This window comes from Aureimonas glaciei, from assembly GCF_014643375.1.
Taxonomy (GTDB): domain Bacteria; phylum Pseudomonadota; class Alphaproteobacteria; order Rhizobiales; family Rhizobiaceae; genus Plantimonas; species Plantimonas glaciei.
Genome location: NZ_BMJJ01000013.1, coordinates 56,843 through 83,232, shown reverse-complemented (window position 1 = coordinate 83,232; position 26,390 = coordinate 56,843). Strand labels below are relative to the sequence as shown.

Sequence of the window (26,390 nt, the reverse complement as noted above, 5' to 3'; positions counted from 1 at the left end):
CCAATCCTTCTCTCCGAAGCACCCCTCACCCGAACCGCTTCGCCGCCGCCCCATGCTCAGCGCGCAACCTGGAAACGTCGACACCGACCGGCATGCCATCCTCGACCCGCCAGTCTCCCCTCACCATCACCCGGTCCGCCCGCGAAGCGCCGCACTGGACAAGCGCCGCCACCGGATCGTGCGCGCCGGAAAACCTGAGGTCGTCGAGCAGGAAGAACGCGAGGTCCGACTGCCGTCCGACCGCGATCCGGCCGATATCGCTGCGGCCGAGGCAGGCGGCCGAGCCCTCCGTACCCCAGCGCAGCACGTCGCGCGCCGTGACAGCCGCGGCCGATCCGGTCCGCAGGCGGCCGACGAGGAGGGCATGGCGCGCTTCTTCCATGAGGTTGGAGGCATCGTTCGAGGCCGAGCCATCGACGCCGAGGCCGACCGGACTGCCGGCCGCGACGAGCTTCTCCACCGGACAGAAGCCGGAGGCCAGCAGCGCGTTGGACGTCGCGCAATGGCAGATGCCGACCTTGTGCCGGCCAAGCCGAGCGCATTCCTCGGTTGTGAAGTGCACGCCATGCGCGAGCCAGGTCCGCGGTCCGAGCCAGCCGACCTCTTCCAAATAGTCGAGCGGCCGATGCCCGAAGAGCCGCTCGCAATAGGCGTTCTCGTCCTCGGTCTCGCCGAGATGCGTGTGCAGCCGGCAATCGGCTTTTTCGGCGAGTTCCGCGCTCTTGATCATCAGGCTCTTGGTGACGCTGAAGGGCGAGCAGGGCGCGAGCGCGATGCGGATCATCGCCCCCTCCGACAGGTCATGGTATTTTGCGATCAGTCGCTCCGAGTCGGCGAGAATCGTGTCTTCGTCCTGCACCACCGAGTCCGGCGGCAGGCCGCCGTCCTTTTCCGACAGGTTCATCGATCCCCGGCAGAGCGTGACGCGCATGCCGAGGGTCGCAGCCTCCTCCGCCTCGATATCGATCGCGTTCTCGAGGCCTTTGGGGAAGAGATAGTGGTGGTCGGCGGCCGTGGTGCAGCCGGACATCAAGAGTTCCGTTAACGCCAGACGGACCGACAGCCGGAAGGCATCGGGATCCAGCCGCGCCCAGATCGGATAGAGCGCCTGCAGCCAGGGAAACAGCGGCTTGTCGATGGCTTGCGGATGGGCCCGCGTCAGCGTCTGGTAGAAATGGTGGTGGGTGTTGACGAGCCCGGGCAGCACGACATGGCGCGAGGCGTCAAACGTCTCGTCGACCGGCGCCGCGGGTTCCGCCCCCGCAGCGACGAGTTCGACGATCCGCCCGCCCTCAATGACGAGCCCGCCGGCGGCGCCCTCGGCGAGGATTGCCAGCGGCGCCTTGACGAAAAGCCGGGCCATCAGGCGGCTTCGGTCTCGGCCGGCACGAGCGCCGGCAGACCGCCTTGCGCGATCAGGAAATCGAGGATGTCGGCAAGGCCCTTGCCGCGCGACAGGTCCGCAAACACCGTCGGCAGTTCCTTGCGCCCCCGGTCGGTATCGCCGCGCATGCGCTCCAGATCGGCGCCGACATAGGGGGCGAGATCGGTCTTGTTGACGACGAGGAGGTCGGAGCGCGTGATCGCCGGTCCGCCCTTCCTGGGAATATCGTCGCCCTGGCAGACCGAGATGACGTAGATCGAAAGGTCGACGAGATCGGGCGAGAAGGTCGCGGCGAGATTGTCGCCGCCCGATTCGACCAGCACCAGGTCGAGATCGGCATGGCGGGCGCGCAATTCCTTGATCGCCGCGATGTTGATCGAGGCGTCCTCGCGAATGGCGGTGTGCGGGCAGCCGCCGGTTTCGACGCCGATGATCCGGTCGCTGGAGAGCGCCTGCAGCCGCACCAAAGCCTCGGCGTCCTCGCGCGTGTAGATGTCGTTGGTGACGACGCCGATCGACCAGCTGCCGCGCGCCGCCTTGCAGAGTTTTTCGATGAGCGTCGTCTTGCCCGAGCCGACGGGGCCGCCGATGCCGACCCGGAGGGGTCCGTGTTGTGACGTCATGAGCGAAACAGCCTCGTTGTCATGGATTCGTGCCGCATCGCGGCGATGTCGGAGAGGATCGCGGACGAGCCGAGATCGCCCAGCGTCGAGGCTTCGGCGCGCCGGGCCGCCTCGATCTGTGCCGCTTCGAGCCGGTGGAGCACGGCGACCATCTGGCTTTGCCCGAGCGGCACGAGCCGCGTCGCGACGGAAACGAGATTGGCGCAGAAGCCGTGGGCATAGGCGGCCAGGGCGCTGGGGAGCGTTATCCCGGCGCCGGCGGCCAGCCGGCCGACGGCGACGGGATAGGGCGCTTCCGGCGGATCGGCAGCCGGCGTCCCGCCGTCCCGCCAGGGCCGCGCCGCCGCATCGAAGGCCATGCCCAGCGCCCGCGTTTCCGCCCGCCGCTCCATCGAGCCGCCGAGCGCCGTCGCCAGTTCGCACACGGCCGCCATCCGAGCGCCATCTCCGGCCTCTTCGGCATGATGGGCTTCGGCGAAGAGCACGAGGTCGTTCCAGCCGCTGCCCCGCAGGAGCAGCGTTTCCAGCCAGGCCGACAGCGTCGCGGCATTGGTGATCGCTCGCTCGGCGATCGCCGATTCCAGCCCGTGCGAATAAGCAAAGCCCCCGACCGGAAAGGCCGGCGACAGCCAGGTCATCAGCCGCAGCAGTGCCGAAGGATCGGCCGACGCGCCCACCGGCTCGCTCATGCGGAAGGGCCGGCGGCGTCAGTCATGCGCATGCGGCGTCGCCTCATGCCCGGCATGAGCATCGCCGTGATCGTACGAAGCGACATGCGCGCCGCCATAGGCGCCCCCCTCCGGATCGAAGGGCGCGTCGATTTCGATGACGCTGGCCTTGAGGCCTTCCAGCATGGCGCGCAGCACCGGCTCGCGGCGGATGAGGAGGTGGTCTTCGAGGATCTGCGCCGCCTGATGGCGGTTGCCGAGATGCCAGGCGAGCGTCAGGAGATGCGTCGCGTTCTGGCCGCGCACGACATAGAGCGGCTCGGCCTTGGCCTTCACCTTGAGGATCCGGCCATCGTCGAGGCCGATACCGTCGCCGTCGCGCAGCCGCACCGTTTCGGCCAGGTCGAGCAGGAAGGCGATGCCGCCGTCGGAAACCATCGCCATGCGCCGGCGGTGCCGCTGCATCTCGTCGAGCGTGATCGTGTCGTCGGGATGAAAATGCGCCTCGCGGGCGTGGATCTCGGTCGCGCGGATCATCGGATTACCTCGGAGCTGGTCGAGAACCGGAAGGCACGCCGTCTTGCCCGGCGTCCGGCAGAAAATCGGGATCGAGAACATCATCGATCGCATACGGACAGAGGCGCGGAAAGAGGGCAGGAGGAAGTCCTGTCTCGCGTGCTGCGTCCCGGACAGCCCACCCATAGGCCCAATCCAGCGCCTCCTTGGGAAAGTGCTGAAGGCTCGGACTTTCGATGATGACCTCGCTGATATGGTAGCGCTGTTTCGAAATCATTTCAGTCCAGCTGTCCGATCGACGTTCCGGCTGATAACGCCATTTCAGGAGATGTTTCAACAGGACCCCCAGGCGACTGCGAATTTCCTTTCGCTCACTCCGCCCCACGCTCTCGATCTCCTCGGCGACATTCTCCCAGTCGATGTCGCCGCCCTCGCCCGCCCTTGCCCGCAGCCGGGCGGCCTGCGCCTGCGTCCAGGCATAGAAGTCCGCGTCGTACAGCGCGGGTTCGGGTTTTGTCAGCGGCGCGGTCATGTGTCACCGCCGGGATAGAAGGCGAGATCGAAGACTTCCGCCACGGTATAGGAGCATCGGATCGGGAATGTCGCTTCCGGCAGACCAGTCTCGCTTGCAGCCTTTGGTCGCGCATAGCCGTACTCTTCGGCCAACACTTCGGCCGGATAATGCTTGAGGCTCGGACTGCGCCGAACGCGCTTGGCGAGCCGCCCTCTCTGTTCGATCATGGTGGACCTCCAGCTGCCACTCCGCTGCTCGGGCTGGAACTGCCACTTCAACAGATGCAGCAGCAATACCGCCATGCGGCTTTCGATCTCGCTGCGCTCCGACTCGCCCACGCTCTCGATCTCCTCGGCGACGTGCTCCCAGTCGATGGCCGTCGAAGCCTGCGCCCGCAGCCGCGCAGACTGGTCCTGCGACCAGGCGTAGAGGTCCGTCTCGTAGAGGCTCGGCACCGGCACTTTCAGCGCGTCGGGCATGTCTAGCCCCCCGCCTCGGGGAAGAAGTTGGGGTCGAGAATGTCGGCGATGGCGAAGGGACAGGCCTGAGGGGACACCGGTTCGGCTCCTTCGGCAAAGGGAGGGCCACGCCGGGACGCGGCCCAATCCGCCGATCCTAGAACATGAAATAGCGCTGCGCCATCGGCAGCACCGTCGCCGGCTCGCAGGTCAAAAGTTCGCCGTCGGCGCGCACCTCGTAAGTCTCCGGGTTCACCTCGATGTGCGGCAGCGCGTCGTTGAGGATCATCGAGGCCTTGGAAATGCCGCCGCGGGTGTTCTCCACGGCGAGGAACGTCTTGTCGCAGCCGAGGCGCGCGCGCAGGCCGTCGTCGAGGGCGGCCTTCGACACGAAGGTGGCGCCGATGGCGCCCGGCGCCTTGCCGAGCGTGCCGAACATCGGCCGGTAGTGCACCGGCTGCGGCGTCGGAATCGAGGCGTTCGGGTCGCCCATGGGCGCGGCGACGATCATGCCGCCGAGCAGCACCAGCGACGGTTTCACGCCGAAGAAGGCGGGATCCCAGACGACGAGATCGGCGCGCTTGCCGACCTCGACCGAGCCGATCTCGCGGCTCATCCCTTGAGCGATCGCCGGGTTGATCGTGTATTTCGCGACATAGCGGCGGACGCGCAGATTGTCGTTGTCGCCGGTCTCGCCGGCCAGCCGCCCGCGCTGGCGCTTCATCTTGTCGGCGGTCTGCCAGGTGCGGATCAGCACCTCGCCGACGCGGCCCATGGCCTGGCTGTCGGAGGAGATGATCGAGAAGGCGCCGATGTCGTGCAGGATGTCTTCGGCGGCGATCGTCTCGCGCCGGATGCGGCTTTCGGCAAAGGCGATGTCCTCGGGAATCGAGGCGTCGAGATGGTGGCAGACCATCAGCATGTCGAGGTGCTCCTCGAGCGTGTTGATGGTGTAGGGGCGCGTCGGATTGGTCGAGGACGGGATGACGTTCGGCAGGCCGCAGACCTTGATGATGTCGGGCGCATGCCCGCCGCCGGCGCCCTCGGTGTGGAAGGCGTGGATGGTGCGGCCGCGGAAGGCGCCGACCGTATCCTCGACGAAGCCCGATTCGTTCAGCGTGTCGGTGTGGATCATCACCTGCACGTCGTAGGCGTCGGCGACCGACAGGCAGCAGTCGATCGCCGCCGGCGTCGTGCCCCAATCCTCGTGCAGCTTCAGCGCGCAGGCGCCGCCGAGCACCATTTCTTCCAGCGCCGCCGGCAGCGAGGCATTGCCCTTGCCGGAAAAGCCGATGTTCATCGGCAGGCCGTCGACCGCCTGCAGCATGCGGGCGAGATGCCAGGGGCCGGGCGTGCAGGTGGTGGCGAGCGTGCCGTGCGCAGGCCCCGTGCCGCCGCCGAGCATGGTGGTGATGCCCGAATACATCGCCTCCTCGATCTGCTGCGGGCAGATGAAATGGATATGCGCGTCGAAACCGCCGGCGGTGATGATCTTGCCCTCGCCCGCGATCGCCTCGGTGCCGGGGCCGACGACGATGGTGACGCCCGGCTGCGTATCGGGATTGCCGGCCTTGCCGATGGCGTGGATCCGCCCGTCGCGCAGGCCGATGTCGGCCTTGTAGATGCCGGTATGGTCGAGGATCAGCGCATTGGTGATCACCGTGTCGACGGCGCCCTCGGCGCGGCTCTTCTGCGACTGGCCCATGCCGTCGCGGATCACCTTGCCGCCGCCGAACTTCACCTCCTCGCCATAGGTGGTGAGGTCCTTCTCGACCTCGATGAACAGCTCGGTATCGGCGAGGCGCACCTTGTCGCCGGTGGTCGGGCCGAACATCGCGGCATAGGAGGAACGGGCGATCCTGGCGGGCATGAAGACCTCTTTCGGCGACGCGCCGCGACGCACTGCGGCATGGCGCCATCCCTGTTGCAGCGCCGAAGACATTCGGACCGCAAAGCCATGAGTTTGTCAAAGCCTGCCGCATCCCCATCTTGAAGGGGATGGGCGCAGCGACGTCCGGCGAAAGGACGTTTGGATGACAAGGCCCCTGATCACGGCAGCAAGCCTGCTGGTCCTCTGCTTCGGCGGCAGCGATGCGCAGGCGCAGCCCTTCGAGCCGGGACCGCCGGGGACGCCGACCGGCAGCTCGATGGCCGGTGCCCAAATCGTCGGCGCCCCGAAGCTGCCGCGCGGCAACCGCATTCCGAATGCCCGGGTGTTCGGCGATACGGCCGAGGAGCGGGCCTATGGCCGGGATTTCGACGACAGCTACATCACGCCCCCGGTTCCGCGCGGGATCGGAAGGACGGCAACCAACCCCGCCCGGGCCGGCCGTTCAGACATCGACCCGGCGCGGGCCGGAGACTTTGCCCGAAGCGGCCCCACCGCGATCGGCCAAAGCCCGGTGACCCGCGGCAGCAGCTTCAGCCTGGGCAGCCGCGGCGGCCGCGCCCGGATCGTCCCCTCGCGCTGAGGGGAAACCGTCGGCCTGTTTTCGGAACGGGCGCGGCACCCGGGAGTTCTTCATCGGACGAGCCGTCGAACGGGTCCAGGTCGGCCGGGCGGACGACAGGTCACAAGGAGAAGATCCATGCGCAAAGCGCACATCGCCCTCGCCACCTCGATTCTGATCCTGGCGGGATCGCCGGCTCTGGCCCAATCGAGCGGCAGCTCGGGCGGCTCGGGCAGTTCCGCCGGCAGCGCTGGAAGCACCGGCAGCGGCGTAACGGGCAGCTCGGCCGCTTCCGGCCAGGGACTGTCCGGCGGCAGCGGCGGGTCCGCGGGCTCAGGAACGTCTGGCACCGGTATTTCAGGAACCGGCGCATCGGGTGCCGGGACGGGCTCGGCGACCACAGGCACGGGGAGCACGGTCCTTCCGCCCTCCTCGGTCAGCCCTCAGCTCGGCACGACGGCTGGCAGCGCTACGGGCACAGGCTCAGGCCCGGGCAGTGCCGATACCGGCATATCGTCCACCGCCCCGGCCGACGTCACAGGCGCGTCCGGGATGTCAGGGACCGACGGATCATCGAATGCGGCGACGGCGACCGAGGGGTCGAGCACGATCAACTCGACCAACGTCGACGGCATCGCCCGTTCCGGCAACACGGGGGCGGCAACCTCGGTCGGAGAGTCAAGCGGATCCACGACAGGCAGCGCGGACACCACCGGCACGCCCGGCAGCGGCCGGGAGGAGGACTATCGCATCCCCGCGCCGCCGATCGCAGTCGACGTCAATGGAATCCGAGGCGCGCTCGATGCCGGATCCGGGGCAACGCCGAAGTCCAACGGCAACTGAGGCCGACTGCCGCGGCGCCCCTTTTGCGGGTGGCAGTCCACGCTTTCAAGGCGGCGTGGGCTGTCGCATCGGGTGGCGGCCGCAACGATGGCTGTTCGGTCCGGCTTCCGCGTTAGAGGGCGCCCATGACCTTGCCGTTGAAGCCGTAGACTTGGCGATTGCCGCGCAGTGGCACCAACGTGACTTCGCGCGTCTGACCCGGCTCGAAGCGCACGGCCGTTCCCGCGGCGATATCGAGCCGCTGACCCCGCGCCGCTGCTCGGTCGAAGGCGAGAGCGGGATTGGTTTCGGCGAAGTGATAGTGCGATCCGACCTGGATGGGCCGGTCGCCGGTGTTGGAGACTTCGAGGGTCGTGGTCGGCGAGCCCTCGTTGAGAACGATGTCGCCGTCCGCCGTGATCACTTCGCCGGGGATCATCGGCCTCAGCCCATCATCAGCGCGACGCCGGCAACGGCGGTGCCGGCACCGAGGACACGCGCGACCGCCGAGCCGGCCTTCTGGCCGAGACCCGCGCCCTGTCCGACGACAAGGCCGAGACCGATGCCGGCGGCATGCAGGAGCGCCGTAGCCGCGACGAAGCCGAGCGCGAAGGTCAGCGCGCCGGCACTGCCGAGCTCGCTCGCATGGGCCGCGCCGTGTGCCAGCGCAAAGAGGCCGACGAGCCCCGCGCTCGCCGCAAGCGGCAACCGCACGGCGGCCGCGACGACGAGGCCGAGGACGACGACCGAGGCGAGGATCGCCGGCTCGACGAAGGGCATGGCAAAGCCCTGAGAACCCAGGGCGAAACCGATCGCCATGGCGCCGACGAAGGCCGCGGGAACCGCGTAGAGCGCCCTTCCGCCGAGCTGCGCCGCCCAGAGACCGACAGCGACCATCGCGAGGACATGATCGAGACCGGACAGCGGATGCGTGAACCCGGAGAAGAAGGAGTTGTGTGCTTCCGTCCCGACATGGGCGAAGGCGGGGGCGGCTCCGGCGAGGAGCGCCGCGGCGGCAAGAGCTAAACGTTTCGACATCTGTTCCTCATCGGGTCAACATGGGCGCCCTGATGGGGGTCGCGCCCGCTTTTGCTGCATTGCGGCACAGGACGTCAGATCGCTGCGGCGGTGCGATGGCAGTGTGGAAGAACAGCCGTCTTCTGTCAAAGCGCTTAATACCTCGGAAGCCAAGCGGAACGAGAAAGCCGCGGCAGCGCACCGAAGACCGGCCTTTGGCAAGGGTCTTTCAACCGCAAGGCGCCATGCTGGGTGTCATCCCTGACCGGCCAGCCCACGCGGCGCCGTCAGCCCACCAGCAACCGAGGCAGGCATGGCGCCGACTTTCCCGATCCGATTTCTGCAGGCCTTCGGCGCCCTCGCGCTCGTCACGGCGGCAACCGGAATATGTGGCGATGTCGAGCCGAGCCACATCCGGACGGCCACGATCGGGGGTGTTCGCGGCCCGGTCTACTATTCGGTGGTCGACCGAAGCTACCGCCCGGTCGGGCACTCCTCCGGCACGGCCAGTCCCCAGCAGATGGCCGAAATCCTGCCTCCCCTCCCCTGACCCATCGCCCGTCCGGCGACCGACCCTATTTCCGAACCGCCTGCGTGCGACCGGCTCCGCGCCATCGCCCCGGTCCACATGTCCGCTCGGCGCGTCCGGCGCGCCGGATCCGCCCTAGCGGATCGGTTCGTGCACCGTCACCAGCTTGGTGCCGTCGGGAAAGGTCGCCTCGACCTGGACGTCGTGGATCATCTCGGCGATCCCCTCCATCACCTGGTCGCGCGTCACCACATGGGCGCCCGCCTCCATCAGGTCGGCGACCGAGCGTCCGTCGCGCGCGCCCTCGACGACATAGTCGGAAATCAGCGCGATGGCTTCCGGGTGGTTCAGCTTCACGCCCCGCGCCAGGCGCTTGCGGGCGACCTCCGCGGCCATGGCGACGATCAGCTTGTCCTTTTCGCGCGGCGTCAACTGCATCGGCTCATTCTCTCCAAACCTTAGGTCAAAGCGACCATACAAGCGGAAGCGGCGCCTTTGAAAGCGCCGCGAGCACGGGAATGAGCCGCTTGCGCAGAAGAAATCCGCTGCCGGCCACGATCCGCGCGACGACGAGACCGTCGAAGGCGCTCGCTCCCCCGTCCGGTCCGATCAGATCGCGCAGGGTATCCAGAAGGGACTCCCCCTCCGGCAGCTGGGCCATCACCGTGGCGAAGGCTTTGGCGCCGCCAAGCCCCGCCGCCTCGGCGGCCAAGGCGTCGATCGGCCCTTCCAGCCGCAGCTCCTCGGCAAAGACGAGACGCCCGTCGCGGCGCACGCGCCAGCGGTCGGTGAGCTTTCCCTCGACGACGGTCTCGCCCATCAGCGTGCGCCCGAGCACGACGCTCTCCACCAGGAGAACCCGGCTTGATGCGGCGCAGTCGACATCAAGCCGCCGCGCCAGGGCGCCGCCGTCGAAGAGGATGGTTTCCTGTGGCAGATAGGCAAAACCCGCGTCGGGCGCGACAGAGACGCTCGTCGCGATCCGCGCCTCGCCGCTCGCAGCGCGGTAGACCCGCTCGCAAGCCTGGGTGGTGAGGCTGAGGCTGGCGCCGGCGCCGACGGACATCTCCACCTCCAGCCGGTCGCCGCCGGTCAGGCCGCCGGAGGAGTTGATCAGCACGGCCTCGGCCGATGCCCCCTGCGTCCTGGGAAAGCGCAGCTTCAGGCAGCCGGCCTGGTGCAGCCGTGCCAGGCGCGAGCGCCCCGCCGTCAGGCGGAACTCGGCCATGGCGCGGCCCTTGGCCCGCTGCAGGGATATTTCGGCCGCATCGCCCGCCGCGGGCAGCAGATCGAGGCCCGGCGGCCCGGACGGATCGCCAGTGGATGCGGGAAACGGGGCGACGGCAGCGTCAGACGGTGAGATGCTTGCGAACCTCCGGGCGGTCGAGATCCTCGGCCACGCCCTCGAAGACGATCTCGCCGCGGTCCATGATGTAGACCTTGTCGGCGAGTTCGCGGCAGAAGTCGAGATATTGCTCGACGAGGAGGATGGCGAGGCCGGACTGCTCCTTCAGGTAGCGGATGGCGCGGCCGATATCCTTGATGATCGAGGGCTGGATCCCCTCCGTCGGCTCGTCGAGGACGAGCAGCGTCGGCCGCGTCACCAGCGCCCTTCCGATGGCGAGCTGCTGCTGCTGGCCGCCGGACAGATCGCCGCCGCGCCGCCCGAGCATGGATTTCAGCACCGGAAACATCTCGAAGACATGGTCGGGAATGACCTTCTCGCCCCGCTTCAGCGGCGCAAATCCCGTCTGCAGGTTCTCCTTCACCGTCAGAAGCGGAAAGATCTCGCGCCCCTGCGGCACGAAGCCGATGCCGCGCCGCGCCCTTGTGTACGGCGCCTCGCGGCCGAGCACGTGACCGTCCAGCGCGATCTCGCCCGAGCGGATTGGCTGCTGGCCGACGACGGCCCGGAGGAGGCTCGTCTTGCCGACGCCGTTGCGCCCGAGCACGCAGGTGATCTCGCCTTTCTTTGCCTGCATCGACACGCCGCGCAGCGCCTGGGCAGCGCCGTAGTAGAGGTCGATGTTGGAGACGTTCAGCATGGGGTGGTCCTTTGCAGTGGTCGGCCTGCGGGAACGACGCACTGCCTTGCTCGACTCGGAAGAGCCCAGTTTCCCCGCACAGGCAACGCTGGAGGGACGCACAGAACCAACGGCAACGAGCCGATCTCCCCCCTTGAGGGGGAGATGGCCGGCAGGCCAGAGGGGGGTACGCTGCCGCCGCGCTGACGGACTTGGCGTGATGCCGACAGGCGGAAAAGTGTGCGCTCGACGGCGCCCCCCTCTGCCCTGCCGGGCATCTCCCCCTCAAGGGGGGAGATCGATGCGTGGAACCGTGCCCGCCCCCTCATCGCCCGAGATACACTTCGACCACGCGCGGGTCGGCGCTGACGGCGTCGAGCGTGCCTTCGGCGAGCACCGAGCCCTCGTGCAGGCAGGTGACCTTCACGCCGAGCGCCCGCACGAAATGCATGTCGTGCTCGACGACGACGACCGAGCGGGTGCGGGCGATGTCCTTCAGGAGCAGCGCGGTCTCCTCGGTCTCGGCGTCGGTCATGCCGGCGACGGGCTCGTCGACGAGGAGAAGCTCGGGGTCCTGCGCCAAGAGCATGCCGATCTCCAGCCATTGCTTCTGGCCATGGCTGAGATCGGCGGCCAGCATCTGTCGCTTGTCGCCGAGCCGCGTCGTCGTCAGGATCTCCTCGATCGTCGCCGCCTCGGCCGACGACTTGCGGTGGAAAAGCGTCGCGAACACGCTGCGCGAGCCGGCCATGGCGAGGCGCAGATTGTCCTCGATGGTGTGGCTGTCGAAAACCGTCGGCTTCTGAAATTTGCGGCCGATGCCCATCGAGGCGATGTCGGCCTCGTCATGCTGGGTGAGGTCGATGTCGCCCTTGAAGTAGACGTCGCCCTTGTCGGGCCGGGTCTTGCCGGTGATGATGTCCATCATCGTCGTCTTGCCGGCGCCGTTCGGGCCGATGATCGCTCGCATCTCGCCCCTTGCCACGACGAGCGACAGACCGTTGATCGCCTTGAAGCCGTCAAACGTCTTCGAGACGCCGTCGAGATAGAGCAGCGTCTCGCGCCGCGCCTGGATGCCGCCTGGCGCAAGCCGAGCCTCGAGGGCCCGCTGCGTCGCATAGGGGTGCGGCGAGACGAAGGGCTCGGCGGCATTGGCCCGGACCGCCGCAGCGGGCAGGGTCAGGCCCGGCGCCGCGGGAGCGGCCGGCCTGCGCGTCAGCGCCGTCGCAGGCACGCCCTGCACCTGCCGCAGCCGCGCCGCCTGCATTTCGGCCTCGCGCCGGGCCGCACTCTGGTCGATCATCGCCGTCACTCCGCCGCACTCGGGGCCGCGCTCGGGGCTGCATTGCCGGCCATGCTGGCGGCCCGGCTGTCGCCGATGCCCTTCTCTGCATTTTTCGATAGACGCCGCGCCCGCATGCCGCCCCAGCCGGCATCGATGGTGCCGACGATGCCGCGCGGCAGGAAGAGCGTGACGAAGACGAACAGCGAGCCCAGCACGAACAGCCAGAATTCCGGCGCCGCAGCGGTGAAATAGCTCTTGCCGGCATTGACGAGGAGCGCGCCGATCACCGGGCCGAGCAGCGTGCCGCGGCCGCCGACGGCGGCCCAGACGACGACCTCGATCGAGTTCACCGGGGCGAACTCGCCGGGATTGATGATGCCGACCTGCGGCACGTAGAGGGCGCCGGCGACGCCCGCCATCATTGCCGAAACGGTGAAGGCGAAGAGTTTCACGTGCTCCGCCCGCCAGCCGAGGAAGCGCGTGCGGCTTTCCGCATCGCGCACCGCGATCATCAGCTTGCCGAGCTTGGAACGGGTGATGGCGCCGACGAGCACGACGCCGAGCCCGAGCGCCACGCAGCTCGCCACGAACAGGCCGAGCCGCGTCGCATCGGCCTGGACGCTGTAGCCGAGGATTTCCTTGAAATCGGTCAGGCCATTATTGCCGCCGAACCCCATGTCGTTGCGGAAAAAGGCCAGCAGCAACGCATAGGTCAGCGCCTGGGTGATGATCGAAAGATAGACGCCGGTCACCCGGCTGCGGAAGGCGAAATAGCCGAAGACGAAGGCGAGCAGGCCGGGCACCAGAAGGACCATCACGGCGGCGAACCAGAACTGGTCGAACCCATGCCAGAACCAGGGCAGCTCCTTCCAGTTGAGGAAGACCATGAAGTCCGGCAGCAGCGCATTGCCATAGACGCCGCGGGTGCCGATCTGGCGCATCAGATACATGCCCATGGCGTAGCCGCCGAGCGCGAAGAAGGCGGCATGGCCGAGGCTGAGAATGCCGACATAACCCCAGACGAGGTCGAGCGAGAGGGCCAGCAGCGCGTAGCAGAGATACTTGCCGATCAGCGGCACGGCATAAGAGGGGATGTGCAGGGCGCTATCCCCAGGCAGCCACTGGTTCGCCATCGGCACCAGGATGGCGGCGGCGACCAGCGCCAGGACGATGAGCCAGACTCGCGGCCCCAGATATCGCGCGAAAATCATGCCTCCACGAACCTCCCCTTCTGGGCGAACAGGCCGCGCGGGCGTTTCTGGATGAAGAGGATGATGAGGACGAGCACGACGATCTTGCCGAGCACCGCGCCGGCATAAGGCTCCAGCAGCTTGTTGACGATGCCGAGCGACATCGCGCCGACCAGCGTGCCCCAGAGATTGCCGACGCCGCCGAAGACGACGACCATGAAACTGTCGATGATGTAGCCCTGGCCGAGATCGGGCGAGACATTGTCGATCTGGCTGAGCGCGACGCCGGCAATGCCGGCGATGCCCGAGCCGAGCGCGAAGGTCATGGCGTCGACCCAGGGCGTGCGGATGCCCATGGCCGAGGCCATCTTGCGGTTCTGGGTGACGGCGCGCATCTGCAGGCCCATCGCCGTGCGGTTCAGCGCGGCGAGCAGCGCGAAGAAGATCACGGCGGAGAAGACGATGATCCAGGCGCGGTTCCACGTCACCGACATCAGCCCGACGTCGAAGGCGCCGGACATCCAGGAGGGATTGCCGACCTCGCGGTTGGTCGGCCCGAAGATGGTGCGGATGCCCTGCTGCAGGATCAGCGACACGCCATAGGTGGCGAGCAGCGTCTCCAGCGGCCGGCCGTAGAGGAAGCGGATGAGGAAGCGCTCCATGATCAGGCCGACGAGGGCCGAGACGGCGAAGGCCAGCGGCAGCGCGATCGGCAGCGACCAGTCGAAGAGGCCCGGCGCGTGCGTCCGGATCGCCTCCTGCACGACGAAGGTGGTGTAGGCGCCGAGCATCACCATTTCGCCATGCGCCATGTTGATGACGCCCATGACGCCGAAGGTGATGGCAAGGCCGATGGCGGCGAGCAGCAGCACCGAGCCCAGCGACAGCCCGTACCAGACGTTCTGGGCATAGCCCCAGAGCGTGATGTTCTGCTCGATCGCCTCGGCGGCGGCCGTCGCCGCGGCAGTGAGCTCCGAGGCTTCGGCCGAACGGATCTCGCCCAGCACCACCAGCGACTGGCGATCGCCGCGGGCGGCGATGAGGTCGATGGCGGCGAGCTTTTCGGCGACCGGCCGGTCCGACTTGATGACGGCGGCGGCGCGCGCCTGTTCGAGCCTCAGCTTGACCGCGAGAACCTCCTCCTTGGCGATGGCGGCGTCGAGCACGCCCACCTGCTCGGGCGTCGCCGAGGTGAAGAGGTTCATGGCGGCGGCGCGGCGGCGCTCGGGGTCGGGCGAACCGAGGGTCAAGGTGCCCAGCGCATCGGCGACGACGACGCGGATGGAATTCTTCACGCGGACCTTTTCGAGGTCGGCGACGGGCGCGGTGCCGAGCGGCGCCCCGGTGTAGGGATCGAGGATCTCGGCTGGATCGGCCTTTCCACGCGCGATCACGACGCTGCCGTCGGCGCGGTAGAAGAGCTCGCCGGCGGCCAGCGCGTTCAGCGCCACGGCCACGGCGGGATCGCCGGTGGCGGCGAGCTTACGCACCGTCGCCTCGGTCTCGTCGAAACTCTTCTTGCCGGAAAATTCGGAGATGATCGGCGCGACGCTGGCCGCATCCTGCGCGAAGGCGGCGCCCGGAGAAACGGCAAGGGCCATCCACATCAGGCCAGCAAAAAGGAGCAGTCGCAGCGGAATCAAGGTCATCGGCACGCCGGGCGAGAGGAAAATCGGCGGGGCGGCGGTTTGCCGCCGCCCCGGGGGAAGGATCGCATGCGGGAGGGTCATGCGCGCCTTCCGGGCAGGCCTTGCGAAAGAGGGTGCCGTATCGCGCCGGACTGCCGAAGAGGCCGCGCCGCCGAAGCCGCGGCGCGGGATCGCGGGATCAGTTCGCCTTGACGGCGCCGCCGCAGGTCTTGGTCTCGGTGTTGTAGTTGCCGCAGCGGATCGGGTCGGTCCAGTCGGCGATCAGGGGCTTGGATTCCGGCAGGTAGTCCGACCAGGCATCGCCCTCGACGGCCGGGATTTCCTTGACGACCTCAAACTGGCCGTCGGCCTGGATCTCGCCGATGAGGGTCGGCTTGGTGATGTGGTGGTTCTTGCCCATCACGGCCATGCCGCCGGTGAGGTTCGGGACCTCGATGCCGACCATGGCGTCGATGACCTTGGCGGGATCGGTGGTGCCAGCCTTCTCGACCGCCTTCACCCACATGTTGAAGCCGATATAGTGGGCTTCCATCGGATCGTTGGTGACGCGCTTGTCGTTCTTGATATAGGCGTGCCAGGCCTTGATGAAGGCGGCATTCTCAGGCGTGTCGACCGACTGGAAGTAGTTCCAGGCGGCGAGATGGCCGACCAGCGGGGCGGTGTCGATGCCGGCGAGTTCTTCCTCGCCGACCGAGAAGGCCATGACCGGGATGTCCTCGGCGGTGATGCCCTGGTTGGCGAGTTCCTTGTAGAAGGGTACGTTGGCGTCGCCGTTGACGGTCGAGACGACGCCCGTCTTCTTACCGGCCGCGCCGAATTCCTTGATCGCGGAAACCTCGGTCTGCCAGTCGGAGAAACCGAAAGGTGTGTAGTTGACCTTGATGTCCTCGGCCGGAACGCCCTTGGACAGGAGATAGGCCTCGAGGATCTTGTTGGTGGTGCGGGGATAGACGTAGTCGGTGCCTTCCAGCACCCAGCGCTTCACACCTTCCTCCATCATGTAGTCGACGGCCGGGATCGCCTGCTGGTTAGGGGCGGCGCCGGTGTAGAAGATGTTCTTGGACGACTCCTCACCCTCGTACTGCACGGGGTAGAAGACGACGGTGTCGAGTTCCTCGGCGACCGGCAGGATCGACTTGCGCGAGACCGAGGTCCAGCAGCAGAACACGGCGGCGACCTTCTGGGCCGAAACGAGGTCGCGCATCTTCTCGGCGAACAGCGGCCAGTCGGAAGCGGGATCGACGACGACGGGCTCGAGCTTCTTGCCGAGCAGGCCGCCCTTGGCGTTCTGCTCCTCGATGAGCATCAGCATGACGTCCTTGAGGGTCGTCTCAGAGATCGCCATCGTGCCGGACAGCGAATGCAGGACGCCGACCTTGATCGTGTCCTGCGCCATCGCGCCGGTCGCGCCGAACGCGCCCAGCGTCAGGGCGGTCGCCGCCCCGCGGATCCATGTGTAGGCTGACTTCATGAGACGCTCTCCAGACCATCCGGCGCGTCCCCTGACGCGCCCTCAAGCCTGCACTGGCAAGCCCCGTGCCATTTCGCCCGGCACCAGCGGCTGTAGGCTCAGAGGCCTCTGCCTCCTGTTGCTGCTGATGCGAAGCATCCGTCACGCATGCAATAGACCCGCGCAGGAACCTCTGACTTACAAGCCAGGGCGCGCCGGATCTGCCCATTGTGCGCACAGCTGCGCAATTTGGAGGCATCGCCTGCTGGTGCGGCAGATGCCTAGAAAGCCAGCGCCGTCAGATCGACTTCTTGCGATCCTCGGGCCACTCGCACTTCCAGCCGACGACCTTCCATTTCGGATGGTTTCCCGCCCAGTCCGCGACGTAAGGCGTCGACAGCATCATGCACTGGGCGAGGGTGCCGCGGCTCTCATAGGACAGCCGCTGCTCCTCGCAGGACGTGGGGTCGGCCAGAAGGCAGACGGACAGGACGAGATCGATCATCAGCATGACTCCCGGAGAGCGCGCGTGGGGACGGTGCCGATGACAGCTACGATCGACAGCGCCCCGCGGATGCATGCCCGCGACACTCCGACGCAGGCATGGCCCGTCAGAGAAAGTCGGTCATCGGGCTTCCCCCTGCAGCAGGCTGGGTCAGCCGAGCGGCAGAAAAATCTCGCCAAGGCCGAGCACGGCCGTGTCGCCGCCGAGCCGGCGCATCGGGCCGCCATCGAGGAGAGACGCGCCGAAAGGCGGAGCGGCGAAGGCTCTGGCCATCAGCCGGAGAACGATGAGATCGACCGGGCCGTTGTCGAGGAAGGTCGGCCCGATCGCCTCGGCGCCGCCGGCGAGGAGCAGCGTGCCGCGCTTCATCAACATGCCGGGCAAGCGCCCCGCTTTACCGCCGACCACGAGCGTGCCGGCGATCATCCGCGATCCCGCGTGATCGCCGGCATCGCCCTCGATCAAAATCGTGCCACGCCGCATCCGNCCGATCGCCGGCGCGCGCGCCGGCCGAGCCACGGACGTGGATCGTGCCGCCGCGCAGACCCATGGTCTCGCCGGCGAGCGGCCCGCCGAGGTCGTCGCCCGCGTCACCCTCGATGGTCAACATGCCGCCGCTCATGCCCGAGCCGGCGAAGGGACCGGCGGTGCCTTTGACCACGATCGCCCCCGACGCCATGGACCGGCCGACACGCTGGCCGACGGGGCCGTCGACGCGGATGGTGCCGCCATCGAGGCCCTCGCCGATCCCGTCGAACCGGGCCGACCCGCCGGCAAAAGTGATGGCGCCGAGATCCCCCATGGCGATGGAAAAGACGTCGCCGACAGCAAGCCTCTCGCGGCTGGTTCCGATCGCCAAAGCGCCGATCTCCCGCTCGCCGAGGCCCGCCAAATGGCTGGCGGTCAGCCGGGACAGGTCGAGGCGCTGGTTCGGCTCGCTGCGCAGCGTGAAGGTCAGACCGCTCATGGTGCCAGATCCTTCAGGTGATAATGGTGTGGCCCGAGCTGGCCGCCGTAATTGCCAGCGCTGATGCGCAGCGCGCCGCGCTCGGGGCCGAGATCGACCACCGCCTTCAGCCCGACGCGCATCGCCTCGGCGACGATGTCGGAGGTCAGTCCGTCGATGACGATTTCCAGCACCGAGCCGATCTCCGGCGTCAGCTGGGTATCGCTGACGCCCTTCAGCGTCGGGCAGTAGGCGTTGTTGGTGGAGGCCATCATGCCCTTGTACTTTCCGCCGACCTTCGAGCCCGACCGGACGACGCCGCCGGGAAAGGGCATGATTGCGCCCTCAACCGCGTGGATCGCGTCGACCGCCGCTTCGGCCGCGGCCAGTGCATGCGCGGCATCGGCGGCGAGGAAGAGGAGATTGCCGCCGCCGACGCCCTTGGAGGTCATGCCGGTCTTCGCCTCGCAGAGAAATTCGCCCTCCATCACCGGCATGCGCCAGTAATGTTTGCCGGCGAACTTTTTCGAGATCTGCCAGCCGTCGGCGAAGTAGCGGATGGCGTTGCCGAGATCGATCTTCGTCTCGCCCTCCAGCCCGGCGAAGCAGGCCGAGGACGGCGCGGTCAGGATGCACTGGCCGAGCCGCGTCGCCAGCTGCTTCTTCAGCCCGTCGCCGTCCATGCCGAAGATCAGGATGCGCGCGCCCGGCCGCCCGTCGGGCGTCTCCTCGGGCGAGAGCATCCGGTCGATGCCGGCCTCGACCCCGCAGGCGATGACGGAGGTGGCAAAGCCGGTCATCGACCGCGCCGCCTCCAGCACCCAGCGCTCGTTCACGGCGGTGACGATGATGCCCGTGCCGCTCATCGGAAAGGCTTCGGCGAAAGTGTCGTCGATGACGACGCCGTTGCGGGTCAGCGCTGCCATGGAACCACCTTGAATGGATCTGCGAGGCCGAGCGCGTGCTCGGGCACCTGGAACCAGCGCGTCGGGATCCCGTAGGTGTCGTCGTAGTAGCGCTCGAGTCGGCGCGTCATCGCCGGATCTGCCTTGGTGTCGAGCGTCAGGGTCCGACCCATGCGCCGCGACACGACGCTGCCATCCTCCACCACGAGGTGCCCGTCCTTGTAGAGGAAGGCCGCCTTGCCGAAGAGCGCGGAACGATCGTCGCCGGCGCGGTAGACCGCGACATCGGCGATCTTGCCGGGCGAGAGGTCGCCGCGATCGGCGAGGCCGAGGAGCTTGGCGGGGGCTGCCCGCGTCATGATGGCGATCTCGGCGAGCGTATACTCGCGGTCGATCTCGGAAAGCCGCGTCATCGCCACCGCCGCCTTCGGCATCTTGTCGATCCACTGCCGGCGGAGGTCCCGGTCCATCAGCAGGGCGAAGAGGTCGGGATAGGCCGTGAACGGCGCGCCGTTCGGATGGTCGGTGGTGAAGAAGACGCGCCAGGGATCGTCGATCAGGAGGAAGAGCTCGAGCCCGATCGCCCATTGCAGGGCGTTGTAGTAATTCGCCTGGACGTAGTCGATCGGCACGACACCGCCGCCATTGGCCTCGGCGTCCTGGATCACGCTCTTCCGGGGCTTGGCCGCCCCGCGTCCGCCGAACTGGCGCAGCGCGTCGGACGAGACCGTCACCGTCTGCCCGAACATCACCTGGCCGATGTCGACGGTAATCTCCGGCGACGCGTTGACGATCTCGGCGAGCTTGGCTGCTTCCGAGGAGAAGGCGCGGCTGCCCTCCTTGCCGTAGCCGTAGAACTGGATGTGGGCGAGGTGCAGCGGCACGCCATCCGCCGCCTGCATGGTCATCTCCGCCGATTCGACGCTCGATCCGGGGAGACCCAGATTGTTGCAGTGGACGTGCAGGGGATGGGCGATGCCGAGCCGCGATACCGCGCCCTGCAGCGCCTTGACGATCTGGCGCGAGGTCACGCCGTAATCCGGCACCGTGTCGTCGAAGGCGAAGGCGCGCACATTCGCCTTGAAGGCAGCCGAGCCGCCGGCATTGATGGTCTTTACCCCGAGCGAACGGGCGGAGGAGACGGTCCAGGCGACATAATCCTCGATCGCCTGCTCGCTCTCGCCGGCGCGCAGCATCGACAGGAGAAAATCGTCATTGCCGAGCACGACCAGCGTCGCCTTGTCGATGATCGGGATGTCGGCAAGTTCCAGATGCGCATGCAGCGCCGCCGAGGGCGCCATGGCCGGCTCGACCACGGTGGTGAAGCCCATCTGGGCATAGAGGATGCCGGTCTCCTCGGTGGTCCAGCCGACCTTGCCGAGCGGCGTCTGGCCGGGCCGGGCCTGGAAGGCCTTGTGGAACTCCGGCAGCAGCAGCCGCGCGGTGTTCACGTGGCCGCCGGCGATGTGCGAGTGGATGTCGATCGCCCCGGCCATGACGATGGTGCCGGCGCAGTCGACGACCTCGTCCGCCGGCCGTCCGTCGGTTGGCGCGGCGACGATCAGTCCGTCCTCGATATAGACGTCGCCGACGCCGTCGCGGCCGTTGACCGGGTCGACGACATGGCCGCCTTGCAGAACCCTCAGCATCACGCGGCCCTCTTCGCTGAAGCATCGCCGAGCGCCGCGGCGATCGCCGAAAGGATCGCTGCGGCCGAGCCGGCAGGGCCGCCCATCGGCGCATCGACGGGAACGAAGGTCGCGGCGATGTCGTCGTAGAGCGCGCCGGCATGATCGCGGCCGGCGAGGCCAACCTCGAAGGCGACCGCCGGCGTTGCCGCAAAGGAGGCACCGGCACCGGCGATGGCGATCACCGGCAAGCCGCCGGCATCGACCGGCGCGTGGCCGCCCGCGAGCGCGTCGACATGGACGACGAGGTCGCATTCGCCCGAGGCGATCAGACGTCGGCCATCGTAGGCCCACGGGTCATGCAGGGCGACGCCGTCCGCAAACCGGCTGCGAAGCGGAAAACCGCTGACGGCGGTGGCGATCTGCGCGGCGCCAAAAGCCTGGCCGGCGCCGCCGAGCGGCAGCGACGAGGCGCGCGTGGTGAGGTTCAGATCGGCGACGAGCCCGGACAGCATCTCGACGCCGAGTGCGTCGAGCGAGGCGGCGGACCAGATTATGCAGGCAAAGCGGGCTTCGGCGAGAAGTGCCGCGACGCTTGAGGCGGTAGCTGCGTCGATCGGCCCCGCGCCGAAGCGACGCCCCGCTAGCGCGGCCCGAATCATCCCCACCGCTTGGGGAAGGTCTGGCCCGGCGCAGGCGATGGTCTCGGTGGCGATCTGGGTCGCGGGCAGGGTTTCGTCGCTGGCACCGCCGAGCCAGACGAGCTTGCGGCCGGACGATCCGCCCTCCCCGCCGGCCATTCCCTCGCCGCCGAGGACGAAGGCAAGCAGCGCCGGCGATAGCGTCGCGACCTCGGCCCCGACGACGAGAAAACGGTCGGCGCGCCGGCGCATCTCGGCCGGTGCCGCCACGAACATGCCGGCGCTGCGCAGCACCTCGACATTGCGATAGAGGATGTCCGACGCGGCGTGGTCGATCACGCCGCCCGCCCGCCGCGCCAGCGCCAGCGCCGCCTTGACGCCGGCCACATCAGTGCCGAGCCCTGTGACGAGCGGCAGCCGGCTTTCGCCGATCAGACGCGCGGCCTCAGCGACGGCTTCGCCCTCGGAGACCTCGGTCCCGTTGATCCATGCTTTGCCCAAAAGACTTCGCTTCCTGGCGCCCGGCCATCAGTTAAAGGAATCCATGCCGGAGCGCCAAGCCCTCGCCCAGAAATTCGTCAGCGATCGTATTTGATGTAGGCGAAACGCGGGTCGTCCGGTGGCCCTGTCAGCGCACCCCCGTCCTTGCCGGGCTGCCAGCCGACCACTTCCTCGATCTTGGCGGCCAGCTCGAAATCCTTGTCGGTGATGCCCTTGGCGGCGTGGTTCATCAGCCGCACCTCCACCCAGGCATAGGAAGCGGTAATGTCGGGATGGTGGAAGGCCGCCTCGGCGAGGTGCCCGACGGTGTTGATCACCATCAGCGTCGATTTCCAGCCTTGCGTCTTGTAGGTCCGGCGGATCCAGCCGTCCTCCAGCCGCCAGGCCGGCAGTGTTCTTTGCAGCCGCTCCACTACGTCTGCCGGTGGGTAGGTCTTTTCCTTCTTGTCACCCATCTCGCGCCTTCTCCCTTGTCGGTTCGCGACAAACCGGAATAATAGGGCCCGGGCACCAGATGGCAGGGGAATATCGTGAAATCAGACGTCGTCAACGTCTTGGCGCCCGCGCGCCTTCACCTTGGTTTCCTCGACATGAATGGCAGCCTCGGCCGCCTGTTCGGCGGCATCGGCATGGCGGTCTCGGCGCCAGCGACCCGGCTGACGCTGACCCGCGCTGGCGCCACGACCGTCGAAGGTCCGGACCGCACGCGCGCGCGCTGGCATCTCGAAGCGATCCGCTCGCACCTGTCGATCAGCTACGAACACCACCATCTCGTCATCCACGAAGTCATCCCCTCCCATTCCGGCCTCGGCTCGGGGACGCAGATCGCCTTGGCCGTCGCCGCCGCCGTGCGCACGCTGGAAGGCCTGCCGCTCGACCCCGATGGCGATGCGGAGTTTCTGGGGCGCGGCAACCGCTCCGGCGTCGGCGCCGGCTTCTTCCTCAACGGCGGCGTTCTGGTCGACGGCGGCAAGGGCAAGACCGCTGCGCCCCCGCCGGTCATCGCCCGGCTGCCCTTCCCGCCGGCCTGGCGCGTCATTCTCGTTCTCGACCCCTCGCTGAAGGGCCTGGCCGGCAGCGCCGAGGTCGATGCCTTCGCCGCCCTGCCGGCCTTCCCCGAGCGCGATGCCGCCGACATCTGCCGGCTCGTGCTGATGCAGGCGCTGCCGGCGCTGGCCGAAGCCGACATCACCGGCTTCGGCGCGGCGATCTCAGACATCCAGCGCCGCGTCGGCCAGCACTTCACCCCGGCACAGGGTGGCCCTTTCGCCAGCCGGCAGGTCGGCGAGGCCATCATGGCACTCGGCGCGCTTGGTGCGCACGGGCTCGGGCAAAGCTCCTGGGGGCCGACCGGTTTCGCCTTCGCCGCCAGCGCCGAGGAGGCCGAGCACCTGGTGCGGCGGCTGAAGGAAGGGGGCAAGACCGAGGGTCTCGACATCCGCATCGTCGAAGGCCGCAACGACGGGGCCCGGATCGAGACGCCTGGCCGCTAGGGCACGAGCCGAGACGCAGCTTTCGGCTTTCGGAGAAGATCATGCGAAAACAAGGAACGGTGACGGGGCGGCGATTCGACGAAGAGCGGTCCCGCTCGCGCATCGCCTGAACGATTCCGCCCGGAGAGGCGGGGCCGGCCGAGATACTGCCTGGAGGAACAATGGCTGCGAAAAACATCCTGCACATGCTGACGCCGCACAAGCATGTCAGCCCTTTCGACGTGAACATGGCAGCCGATGCCGGCTTCGACGTCATTGTGCCCTATGAGGCCGTGACGCTGGAGGAGGTCGGCGACCTCGTGCAGGACGCGATTTTTTCCCGTCCGCCGCATGATGGCGCGTCCACAGCGATCTTCTTCGGAGGCGACGATGCCGTCCTGGCGCTCGACATGATCGACGCCGCCAAGAACGCCCTCGTGCCGCCCTTCGGCACCCATGTCTTCGCCGATCCGCAGGGCTCCTTCACCACCGCCGCCGCCATGGTCGCCTGCACCGAAAAGGTCCTGCAGGCGAAAAAGGGTCGGGGGCTGAAGGGCGCACGCATCGCCGTCTTCGGCGCCACCGGTGTCGTCGGCTACTGCGCCGCCGTCATCGCCGCGCTGGAAGGCGCCGAGGTGACGCTGGTCGGCCATAACGGTGTCGAGCGCGTGCAGGCCCGGGCCGACGAGATGAAGCAGCGCTTCGGCGTCGACGTCGCCGCCGTCAACGGCGCCAGCGACGCGGAAAAGGCCGACGTGCTGAAGGAGACCGAGGTGGTCTTCGCCGCCGCCAAGGCCGGCGTGCGCGTCCTCACCGCATCGCTGCTCTCGGGCGCGCCAAAACTTCTGGCCGCCGCCGATGTCAACGCGGTGCCGCCATCCGGCATCGAGGGCGTCGACGTGTTCGACCTCGGCAAGGAGATCCCTGGCACGGCCGCGCTCGGCATCGGCGCGCTGGCCATCGGCAACGTGAAATACCAGACAGAATCCGGGCTGTTCAAACGCATGATCGCTTCCGACGAGGTGCTGGCGCTCGACTTCCGCGACGCCTTCACCCTCGCCCGCACGCTCGTTCCCGAGCTGTGAACGCCCAGCCCGAACCCCAGGGCGATCTCCTGATCGCCACTTTTTCCGGGCGCTCGCTCGCGGCCAGTGCGCATGCCGCGGGCTACCGGCCGCTTGTCGCCGACCTCTTTGCCGACAACGACCTGCGCGATCTCGTCGCCGATTTCCGCACCGTCCGGGGCGACTTCGTCTCCGGCTTCGACGGCGAGGAACTGCTGGCGGCGCTGGAATCGCTGTCCGTCGGCCGGGAACCGGTGGGCGTCGTCTGCGGCCCGGGCTTCGAGGATCGGCCGGAACTCCTTGACGCGATCGCGAAGCGCTGGCGCTTGATCGGCAATACCGGCGACACCGTGCGCCGGCTGAAGGATCCCCTTGGCTTTGCCGCGCTCTGCCGCGAACTCGGCATCCGCCATCCCGAGACGCAGACCGAGCGGCCGATCGCGGACGAGGACGCCTGGCTGAGCAAGCGCGCCGGCGCGGCCGGTGGCTTGCACATCGGCCCGCTCGCCGACCGCCCCCCCTCGCCCGACCGCTACTACCAGCGCGTCGTCCAGGGCGACCGCCGCTCCGCTCTGTTCGTCGCCGCGGGCGGCAAGGCCGAGATTCTCGGCCTGTCCGAGCAGTGGCCGAGCCCGAGCCCGACGGAGCCCTACCGCTACGGCGGCGCCTGCGGCCCCGTCACGGTCGCAAAGGCCCACGCCGACGGCATGCGCCGGGCGATCGAGGCGATCGCCGCGGCCGTGCCCGATCTCGTCGGCCTCGGTAGCGCCGATTTCCTGCTGCCGGCGGGCGAGGACGCCGTCCTCCTCGAGATCAATCCGCGCTCGGGCGCCTCGATGGACGTGTTCGAGCGGCCCGGCCATCCGCTCCTGCGCCTGCACATCGACGCCTGCGACGGCCGCTTGCCCGGTGCCGACGGCGCCCTGCCGACGGCGCCGGTGCGCGCCGCCGGTTTCGCCTATCTCGACGTCGAGACGGTGACTGTCGGCCCTGTCGACTGGCCCGATTTCGTCTCCGACCGGCCGATGCCGGGGACCGTCATCCATTTCGGCGAGCCGCTGTGCACGCTGAAGGCCGACGGCCCCGACGCGGACACGGCTATCGCTTTGTTCGCCGCGCGGCTTTCCGCCATGAAGAGCCTGATCGAAGGATCCTTCGAATGACCATCGTCGCCGGACACCAGCGTCCCCCCACCATTTCCGTCAACCGGGGCGCCCTGGCGCTTGTCGCCACCCTGATCGCCCGCGCCGATGCGCTGGGCATCGCCGTGTCCACCGGCGCCGCCGGCGAGACGTTGGTCGATTGCGGTGCCGCCGTCACCGGCAGCCTGGAAGCCGGGCGCCTGATGACCGAGATCTGCCTCGGCGGCCTCGGTAGCGTCGCCATCTCCACGGATTCGGCCCTGCCAGCCTATCCCTTCAGCCTCACCGTGCAGACGGGGAACCCGGTGCTCGCCTGCCTCGGCAGCCAGTATGCCGGCTGGATGCTGACATCCGGCGAGGGCGAGAATGCCTATTTCTCCATGGGATCGGGACCGGCCCGGGCGCTGGCCGGCAAGGAGGAGCTGTACGCCGACATCGCCTATGCCGACACGGGCGACAGCGCCGTGCTGGTGCTGGAAACCGGCAGCCCACCGCCGGAGGACCTCGTCCGCCGCATCGCCGCCGACTGCCAGGTCGCGCCGGAGCATCTGACCATCCTCTACGCGCCGACGCAGAGTCTCGCCGGCACCGTGCAGATCATCGGCCGCGTCGTCGAGGTGGCCATGCACAAGGCGCATGTCCTGCATTTCGACCTCACCCGCATCGTCTCCGGCCTCGGCTCGGCGCCGCTCGCCCCGCCGCATCCCGACTTCGTCACCGCCATGGGCCGCACCAACGACGCGGTGATCTACGGCGGCCGCGTGCTCCTCCACGTCACCGGCCCGGCGGCCGAGGCCAAAGCCCTCGCCGAGGCGCTGCCGAGCCGCAGCTCCAAGGATTTCGGCCGGCCCTTCGCCGACATCTTTCGCCAATACGAGGGCGACTTCTACAAGATCGACGGCAGCCTGTTCAGCCCGGCCGAGGTCGCCGTGGTGGCGCTCGAGACCGGCGAGACGTTTCGCGCCGGCGGCGTCGATGCCGCCCTTGTCGCCGCGTCCTTCGGGTGA

General features: G+C 68.2%; 29 protein-coding genes. 7 read left to right on the top strand and 22 right to left on the bottom strand.

Annotation, left to right across the window (positions count from 1 at the left end):
* Positions 1-25: 25 nt before the first annotated feature.
* The 7 genes from IEX88_RS22095 to ureC form a co-directional block, all read right to left on the bottom strand.
* A complete protein-coding gene (locus tag IEX88_RS22095) occupies positions 26-1,363 on the bottom strand; it encodes an 8-oxoguanine deaminase (RefSeq protein ID WP_188854654.1) in 1,338 nt (445 codons plus the stop codon).
* Positions 1,363-2,007 carry an urease accessory protein UreG gene (gene ureG / locus IEX88_RS22090; protein ID WP_188854653.1) on the bottom strand — a complete coding sequence of 215 codons (645 nt, stop codon included), beginning with the start codon at positions 2,005-2,007 and terminating at the stop codon, positions 1,363-1,365. The genes IEX88_RS22095 and ureG overlap by 1 nt, the downstream gene beginning before the upstream one ends.
* Positions 2,004-2,696, bottom strand: coding sequence for an urease accessory protein UreF (locus IEX88_RS22085; RefSeq protein ID WP_188854652.1), 693 nt, complete (start codon positions 2,694-2,696; stop codon positions 2,004-2,006). Before IEX88_RS22085 ends, ureG begins: the two co-directional genes overlap by 4 nt.
* An 18-nt stretch (positions 2,697-2,714) precedes the next feature.
* Complete coding sequence (locus tag IEX88_RS22080) at positions 2,715-3,212, bottom strand: urease accessory protein UreE (RefSeq protein ID WP_188854651.1); 498 nt, start codon at positions 3,210-3,212, stop codon at positions 2,715-2,717.
* A gap of 4 nt (positions 3,213-3,216) precedes the next feature.
* On the bottom strand, positions 3,217-3,723 hold the full coding sequence (locus tag IEX88_RS22075) for a DUF29 domain-containing protein (RefSeq protein ID WP_188854650.1): 507 nt from the start codon (positions 3,721-3,723) through the stop codon (positions 3,217-3,219).
* Positions 3,720-4,184 carry a DUF29 domain-containing protein gene (locus tag IEX88_RS22070; protein WP_188854649.1) on the bottom strand — a complete coding sequence of 155 codons (465 nt, stop codon included), beginning with the start codon at positions 4,182-4,184 and terminating at the stop codon, positions 3,720-3,722. Before IEX88_RS22070 ends, IEX88_RS22075 begins: the two co-directional genes overlap by 4 nt.
* 136 nt (positions 4,185-4,320) lie before the next feature.
* A complete protein-coding gene (gene ureC, locus IEX88_RS22065) occupies positions 4,321-6,033 on the bottom strand; it encodes an urease subunit alpha (protein ID WP_188854648.1) in 1,713 nt (570 codons plus the stop codon).
* A gap of 163 nt (positions 6,034-6,196) precedes the next feature.
* On the opposite strand from ureC, the gene IEX88_RS22060 reads away from it, so the two are divergent.
* Positions 6,197-6,634: a hypothetical protein gene (locus IEX88_RS22060; protein WP_188854647.1), complete on the top strand. Its 438-nt coding sequence runs from the start codon at positions 6,197-6,199 to the stop codon at positions 6,632-6,634.
* Between the two features lie 117 nt (positions 6,635-6,751).
* Positions 6,752-7,456: a hypothetical protein gene (locus IEX88_RS22055; protein ID WP_188854646.1), complete on the top strand. Its 705-nt coding sequence runs from the start codon at positions 6,752-6,754 to the stop codon at positions 7,454-7,456.
* Positions 7,457-7,568: 112 nt separating this feature from the next.
* On the opposite strand, the gene IEX88_RS22050 is transcribed toward IEX88_RS22055, so the two are convergent.
* A complete protein-coding gene (locus tag IEX88_RS22050) occupies positions 7,569-7,874 on the bottom strand; it encodes an urease subunit beta (protein ID WP_188854645.1) in 306 nt (101 codons plus the stop codon).
* Between the two features lie 5 nt (positions 7,875-7,879).
* Positions 7,880-8,473: a HupE/UreJ family protein gene (locus IEX88_RS22045; protein WP_188854644.1), complete on the bottom strand. Its 594-nt coding sequence runs from the start codon at positions 8,471-8,473 to the stop codon at positions 7,880-7,882.
* Between the two features lie 292 nt (positions 8,474-8,765).
* On the opposite strand from IEX88_RS22045, the gene IEX88_RS22040 reads away from it, so the two are divergent.
* A complete protein-coding gene (locus tag IEX88_RS22040; RefSeq protein ID WP_188854643.1) occupies positions 8,766-9,002 on the top strand; it encodes a hypothetical protein in 237 nt (78 codons plus the stop codon).
* Between the two features lie 114 nt (positions 9,003-9,116).
* Here the strand turns inward: IEX88_RS22040 and IEX88_RS22035 are convergent, their stop codons facing one another.
* The 13 genes from IEX88_RS22035 to IEX88_RS21975 form a co-directional block, all read right to left on the bottom strand.
* Complete coding sequence (locus IEX88_RS22035) at positions 9,117-9,419, bottom strand: urease subunit gamma (protein WP_188854642.1); 303 nt, start codon at positions 9,417-9,419, stop codon at positions 9,117-9,119.
* 25 nt (positions 9,420-9,444) lie between these two features.
* Complete coding sequence (locus IEX88_RS22030) at positions 9,445-10,209, bottom strand: urease accessory protein UreD (RefSeq protein ID WP_188854641.1); 765 nt, start codon at positions 10,207-10,209, stop codon at positions 9,445-9,447.
* Between the two features lie 121 nt (positions 10,210-10,330).
* The gene (gene urtE, locus IEX88_RS22025) at positions 10,331-11,026 is read right to left on the bottom strand and encodes an urea ABC transporter ATP-binding subunit UrtE (RefSeq protein ID WP_188854640.1); all 696 of its coding nucleotides are present in this window, start codon (positions 11,024-11,026) and stop codon (positions 10,331-10,333) included.
* Between the two features lie 304 nt (positions 11,027-11,330).
* The gene (gene urtD, locus IEX88_RS22020; RefSeq protein WP_373289648.1) at positions 11,331-12,272 is read right to left on the bottom strand and encodes an urea ABC transporter ATP-binding protein UrtD; all 942 of its coding nucleotides are present in this window, start codon (positions 12,270-12,272) and stop codon (positions 11,331-11,333) included.
* 41 nt (positions 12,273-12,313) lie between these two features.
* Positions 12,314-13,501 carry an urea ABC transporter permease subunit UrtC gene (gene urtC, locus IEX88_RS22015; protein WP_188854639.1) on the bottom strand — a complete coding sequence of 396 codons (1,188 nt, stop codon included), beginning with the start codon at positions 13,499-13,501 and terminating at the stop codon, positions 12,314-12,316.
* A complete protein-coding gene (gene urtB / locus IEX88_RS22010; protein WP_188854702.1) occupies positions 13,498-15,129 on the bottom strand; it encodes an urea ABC transporter permease subunit UrtB in 1,632 nt (543 codons plus the stop codon). Before urtB ends, urtC begins: the two co-directional genes overlap by 4 nt.
* 178 nt (positions 15,130-15,307) lie before the next feature.
* A complete protein-coding gene (gene urtA / locus IEX88_RS22005) occupies positions 15,308-16,600 on the bottom strand; it encodes an urea ABC transporter substrate-binding protein (RefSeq protein ID WP_188854638.1) in 1,293 nt (430 codons plus the stop codon).
* Positions 16,601-16,877: 277 nt separating this feature from the next.
* Positions 16,878-17,084 carry a hypothetical protein gene (locus IEX88_RS22000; protein ID WP_244640430.1) on the bottom strand — a complete coding sequence of 69 codons (207 nt, stop codon included), beginning with the start codon at positions 17,082-17,084 and terminating at the stop codon, positions 16,878-16,880.
* Positions 17,085-17,234: 150 nt separating this feature from the next.
* Positions 17,235-17,510: a hypothetical protein gene (locus IEX88_RS27215; protein WP_308423864.1), complete on the bottom strand. Its 276-nt coding sequence runs from the start codon at positions 17,508-17,510 to the stop codon at positions 17,235-17,237.
* A 537-nt stretch (positions 17,511-18,047) separates the two neighbouring features.
* Positions 18,048-18,956, bottom strand: a complete 909-nt coding sequence (gene fhcD / locus IEX88_RS21990) for a formylmethanofuran--tetrahydromethanopterin N-formyltransferase (RefSeq protein ID WP_188854636.1) — start codon at positions 18,954-18,956, stop codon at positions 18,048-18,050.
* Entirely contained in the window at positions 18,944-20,584 is a 1,641-nt protein-coding gene (locus IEX88_RS21985) for a formylmethanofuran dehydrogenase subunit A (RefSeq protein WP_188854635.1), read from the bottom strand. Before IEX88_RS21985 ends, fhcD begins: the two co-directional genes overlap by 13 nt.
* A complete protein-coding gene (locus tag IEX88_RS21980) occupies positions 20,584-21,705 on the bottom strand; it encodes a molybdopterin-binding domain-containing protein (RefSeq protein WP_188854634.1) in 1,122 nt (373 codons plus the stop codon). Before IEX88_RS21980 ends, IEX88_RS21985 begins: the two co-directional genes overlap by 1 nt.
* 77 nt (positions 21,706-21,782) lie before the next feature.
* Positions 21,783-22,160, bottom strand: coding sequence for a 4a-hydroxytetrahydrobiopterin dehydratase (locus IEX88_RS21975; RefSeq protein ID WP_188854633.1), 378 nt, complete (start codon positions 22,158-22,160; stop codon positions 21,783-21,785).
* A gap of 75 nt (positions 22,161-22,235) precedes the next feature.
* Between IEX88_RS21975 and IEX88_RS21970 the strand changes: the two genes are divergently transcribed.
* The 4 genes from IEX88_RS21970 to mch all read left to right on the top strand — a co-directional run bounded on the left by IEX88_RS21970 (position 22,236) and on the right by mch (position 26,390).
* Positions 22,236-23,198 (top strand): beta-ribofuranosylaminobenzene 5'-phosphate synthase family protein, encoded by a 963-nt coding sequence (locus IEX88_RS21970; protein ID WP_188854632.1) that lies wholly within the window; start codon positions 22,236-22,238, stop codon positions 23,196-23,198.
* A gap of 161 nt (positions 23,199-23,359) precedes the next feature.
* Positions 23,360-24,262, top strand: coding sequence for an NAD(P)-dependent methylenetetrahydromethanopterin dehydrogenase (locus IEX88_RS21965; protein WP_188854631.1), 903 nt, complete (start codon positions 23,360-23,362; stop codon positions 24,260-24,262).
* Entirely contained in the window at positions 24,259-25,404 is a 1,146-nt protein-coding gene (locus IEX88_RS21960; protein ID WP_188854630.1) for an ATP-grasp domain-containing protein, read from the top strand. The genes IEX88_RS21965 and IEX88_RS21960 overlap by 4 nt, the downstream gene beginning before the upstream one ends.
* Positions 25,401-26,390 (top strand): methenyltetrahydromethanopterin cyclohydrolase, encoded by a 990-nt coding sequence (mch, locus tag IEX88_RS21955; protein ID WP_188854629.1) that lies wholly within the window; start codon positions 25,401-25,403, stop codon positions 26,388-26,390. The genes IEX88_RS21960 and mch overlap by 4 nt, the downstream gene beginning before the upstream one ends.

What these genes read in the sequence shown, in the direction of transcription:
- IEX88_RS22095 (WP_188854654.1), bottom strand. Translation starts at nt 1,363, where the DNA reads ATGGCCCGGCTTTTCGTCAAGGCGCCGCTGGCAATCCTCGCCGAGGGC.
- ureG (WP_188854653.1), bottom strand. Translation starts at nt 2,007, where the DNA reads ATGACGTCACAACACGGACCCCTCCGGGTCGGCATCGGCGGCCCCGTC.
- IEX88_RS22085 (WP_188854652.1), bottom strand. Translation starts at nt 2,696, where the DNA reads ATGAGCGAGCCGGTGGGCGCGTCGGCCGATCCTTCGGCACTGCTGCGG.
- IEX88_RS22080 (WP_188854651.1), bottom strand. Translation starts at nt 3,212, where the DNA reads ATGATCCGCGCGACCGAGATCCACGCCCGCGAGGCGCATTTTCATCCC.
- IEX88_RS22075 (WP_188854650.1), bottom strand. Translation starts at nt 3,723, where the DNA reads ATGACCGCGCCGCTGACAAAACCCGAACCCGCGCTGTACGACGCGGAC.
- IEX88_RS22070 (WP_188854649.1), bottom strand. Translation starts at nt 4,184, where the DNA reads ATGCCCGACGCGCTGAAAGTGCCGGTGCCGAGCCTCTACGAGACGGAC.
- ureC (WP_188854648.1), bottom strand. Translation starts at nt 6,033, where the DNA reads ATGCCCGCCAGGATCGCCCGTTCCTCCTATGCCGCGATGTTCGGCCCG.
- IEX88_RS22060 (WP_188854647.1), top strand. Translation starts at nt 6,197, where the DNA reads ATGACAAGGCCCCTGATCACGGCAGCAAGCCTGCTGGTCCTCTGCTTC.
- IEX88_RS22055 (WP_188854646.1), top strand. Translation starts at nt 6,752, where the DNA reads ATGCGCAAAGCGCACATCGCCCTCGCCACCTCGATTCTGATCCTGGCG.
- IEX88_RS22050 (WP_188854645.1), bottom strand. Translation starts at nt 7,874, where the DNA reads ATGATCCCCGGCGAAGTGATCACGGCGGACGGCGACATCGTTCTCAAC.
- IEX88_RS22045 (WP_188854644.1), bottom strand. Translation starts at nt 8,473, where the DNA reads ATGTCGAAACGTTTAGCTCTTGCCGCCGCGGCGCTCCTCGCCGGAGCC.
- IEX88_RS22040 (WP_188854643.1), top strand. Translation starts at nt 8,766, where the DNA reads ATGGCGCCGACTTTCCCGATCCGATTTCTGCAGGCCTTCGGCGCCCTC.
- IEX88_RS22035 (WP_188854642.1), bottom strand. Translation starts at nt 9,419, where the DNA reads ATGCAGTTGACGCCGCGCGAAAAGGACAAGCTGATCGTCGCCATGGCC.
- IEX88_RS22030 (WP_188854641.1), bottom strand. Translation starts at nt 10,209, where the DNA reads ATGGCCGAGTTCCGCCTGACGGCGGGGCGCTCGCGCCTGGCACGGCTG.
- urtE (WP_188854640.1), bottom strand. Translation starts at nt 11,026, where the DNA reads ATGCTGAACGTCTCCAACATCGACCTCTACTACGGCGCTGCCCAGGCG.
- urtD (WP_373289648.1), bottom strand. Translation starts at nt 12,272, where the DNA reads ATGCAGGCGGCGCGGCTGCGGCAGGTGCAGGGCGTGCCTGCGACGGCG.
- urtC (WP_188854639.1), bottom strand. Translation starts at nt 13,501, where the DNA reads ATGATTTTCGCGCGATATCTGGGGCCGCGAGTCTGGCTCATCGTCCTG.
- urtB (WP_188854702.1), bottom strand. Translation starts at nt 15,129, where the DNA reads ATGACCTTGATTCCGCTGCGACTGCTCCTTTTTGCTGGCCTGATGTGG.
- urtA (WP_188854638.1), bottom strand. Translation starts at nt 16,600, where the DNA reads ATGAAGTCAGCCTACACATGGATCCGCGGGGCGGCGACCGCCCTGACG.
- IEX88_RS22000 (WP_244640430.1), bottom strand. Translation starts at nt 17,084, where the DNA reads ATGATCGATCTCGTCCTGTCCGTCTGCCTTCTGGCCGACCCCACGTCC.
- IEX88_RS27215 (WP_308423864.1), bottom strand. Translation starts at nt 17,510, where the DNA reads ATGATCGCCGGCACGCTCGTGGTCGGCGGTAAAGCGGGGCGCTTGCCC.
- fhcD (WP_188854636.1), bottom strand. Translation starts at nt 18,956, where the DNA reads ATGGCAGCGCTGACCCGCAACGGCGTCGTCATCGACGACACTTTCGCC.
- IEX88_RS21985 (WP_188854635.1), bottom strand. Translation starts at nt 20,584, where the DNA reads ATGCTGAGGGTTCTGCAAGGCGGCCATGTCGTCGACCCGGTCAACGGC.
- IEX88_RS21975 (WP_188854633.1), bottom strand. Translation starts at nt 22,160, where the DNA reads ATGGGTGACAAGAAGGAAAAGACCTACCCACCGGCAGACGTAGTGGAG.
- IEX88_RS21965 (WP_188854631.1), top strand. Translation starts at nt 23,360, where the DNA reads ATGGCTGCGAAAAACATCCTGCACATGCTGACGCCGCACAAGCATGTC.
- mch (WP_188854629.1), top strand. Translation starts at nt 25,401, where the DNA reads ATGACCATCGTCGCCGGACACCAGCGTCCCCCCACCATTTCCGTCAAC.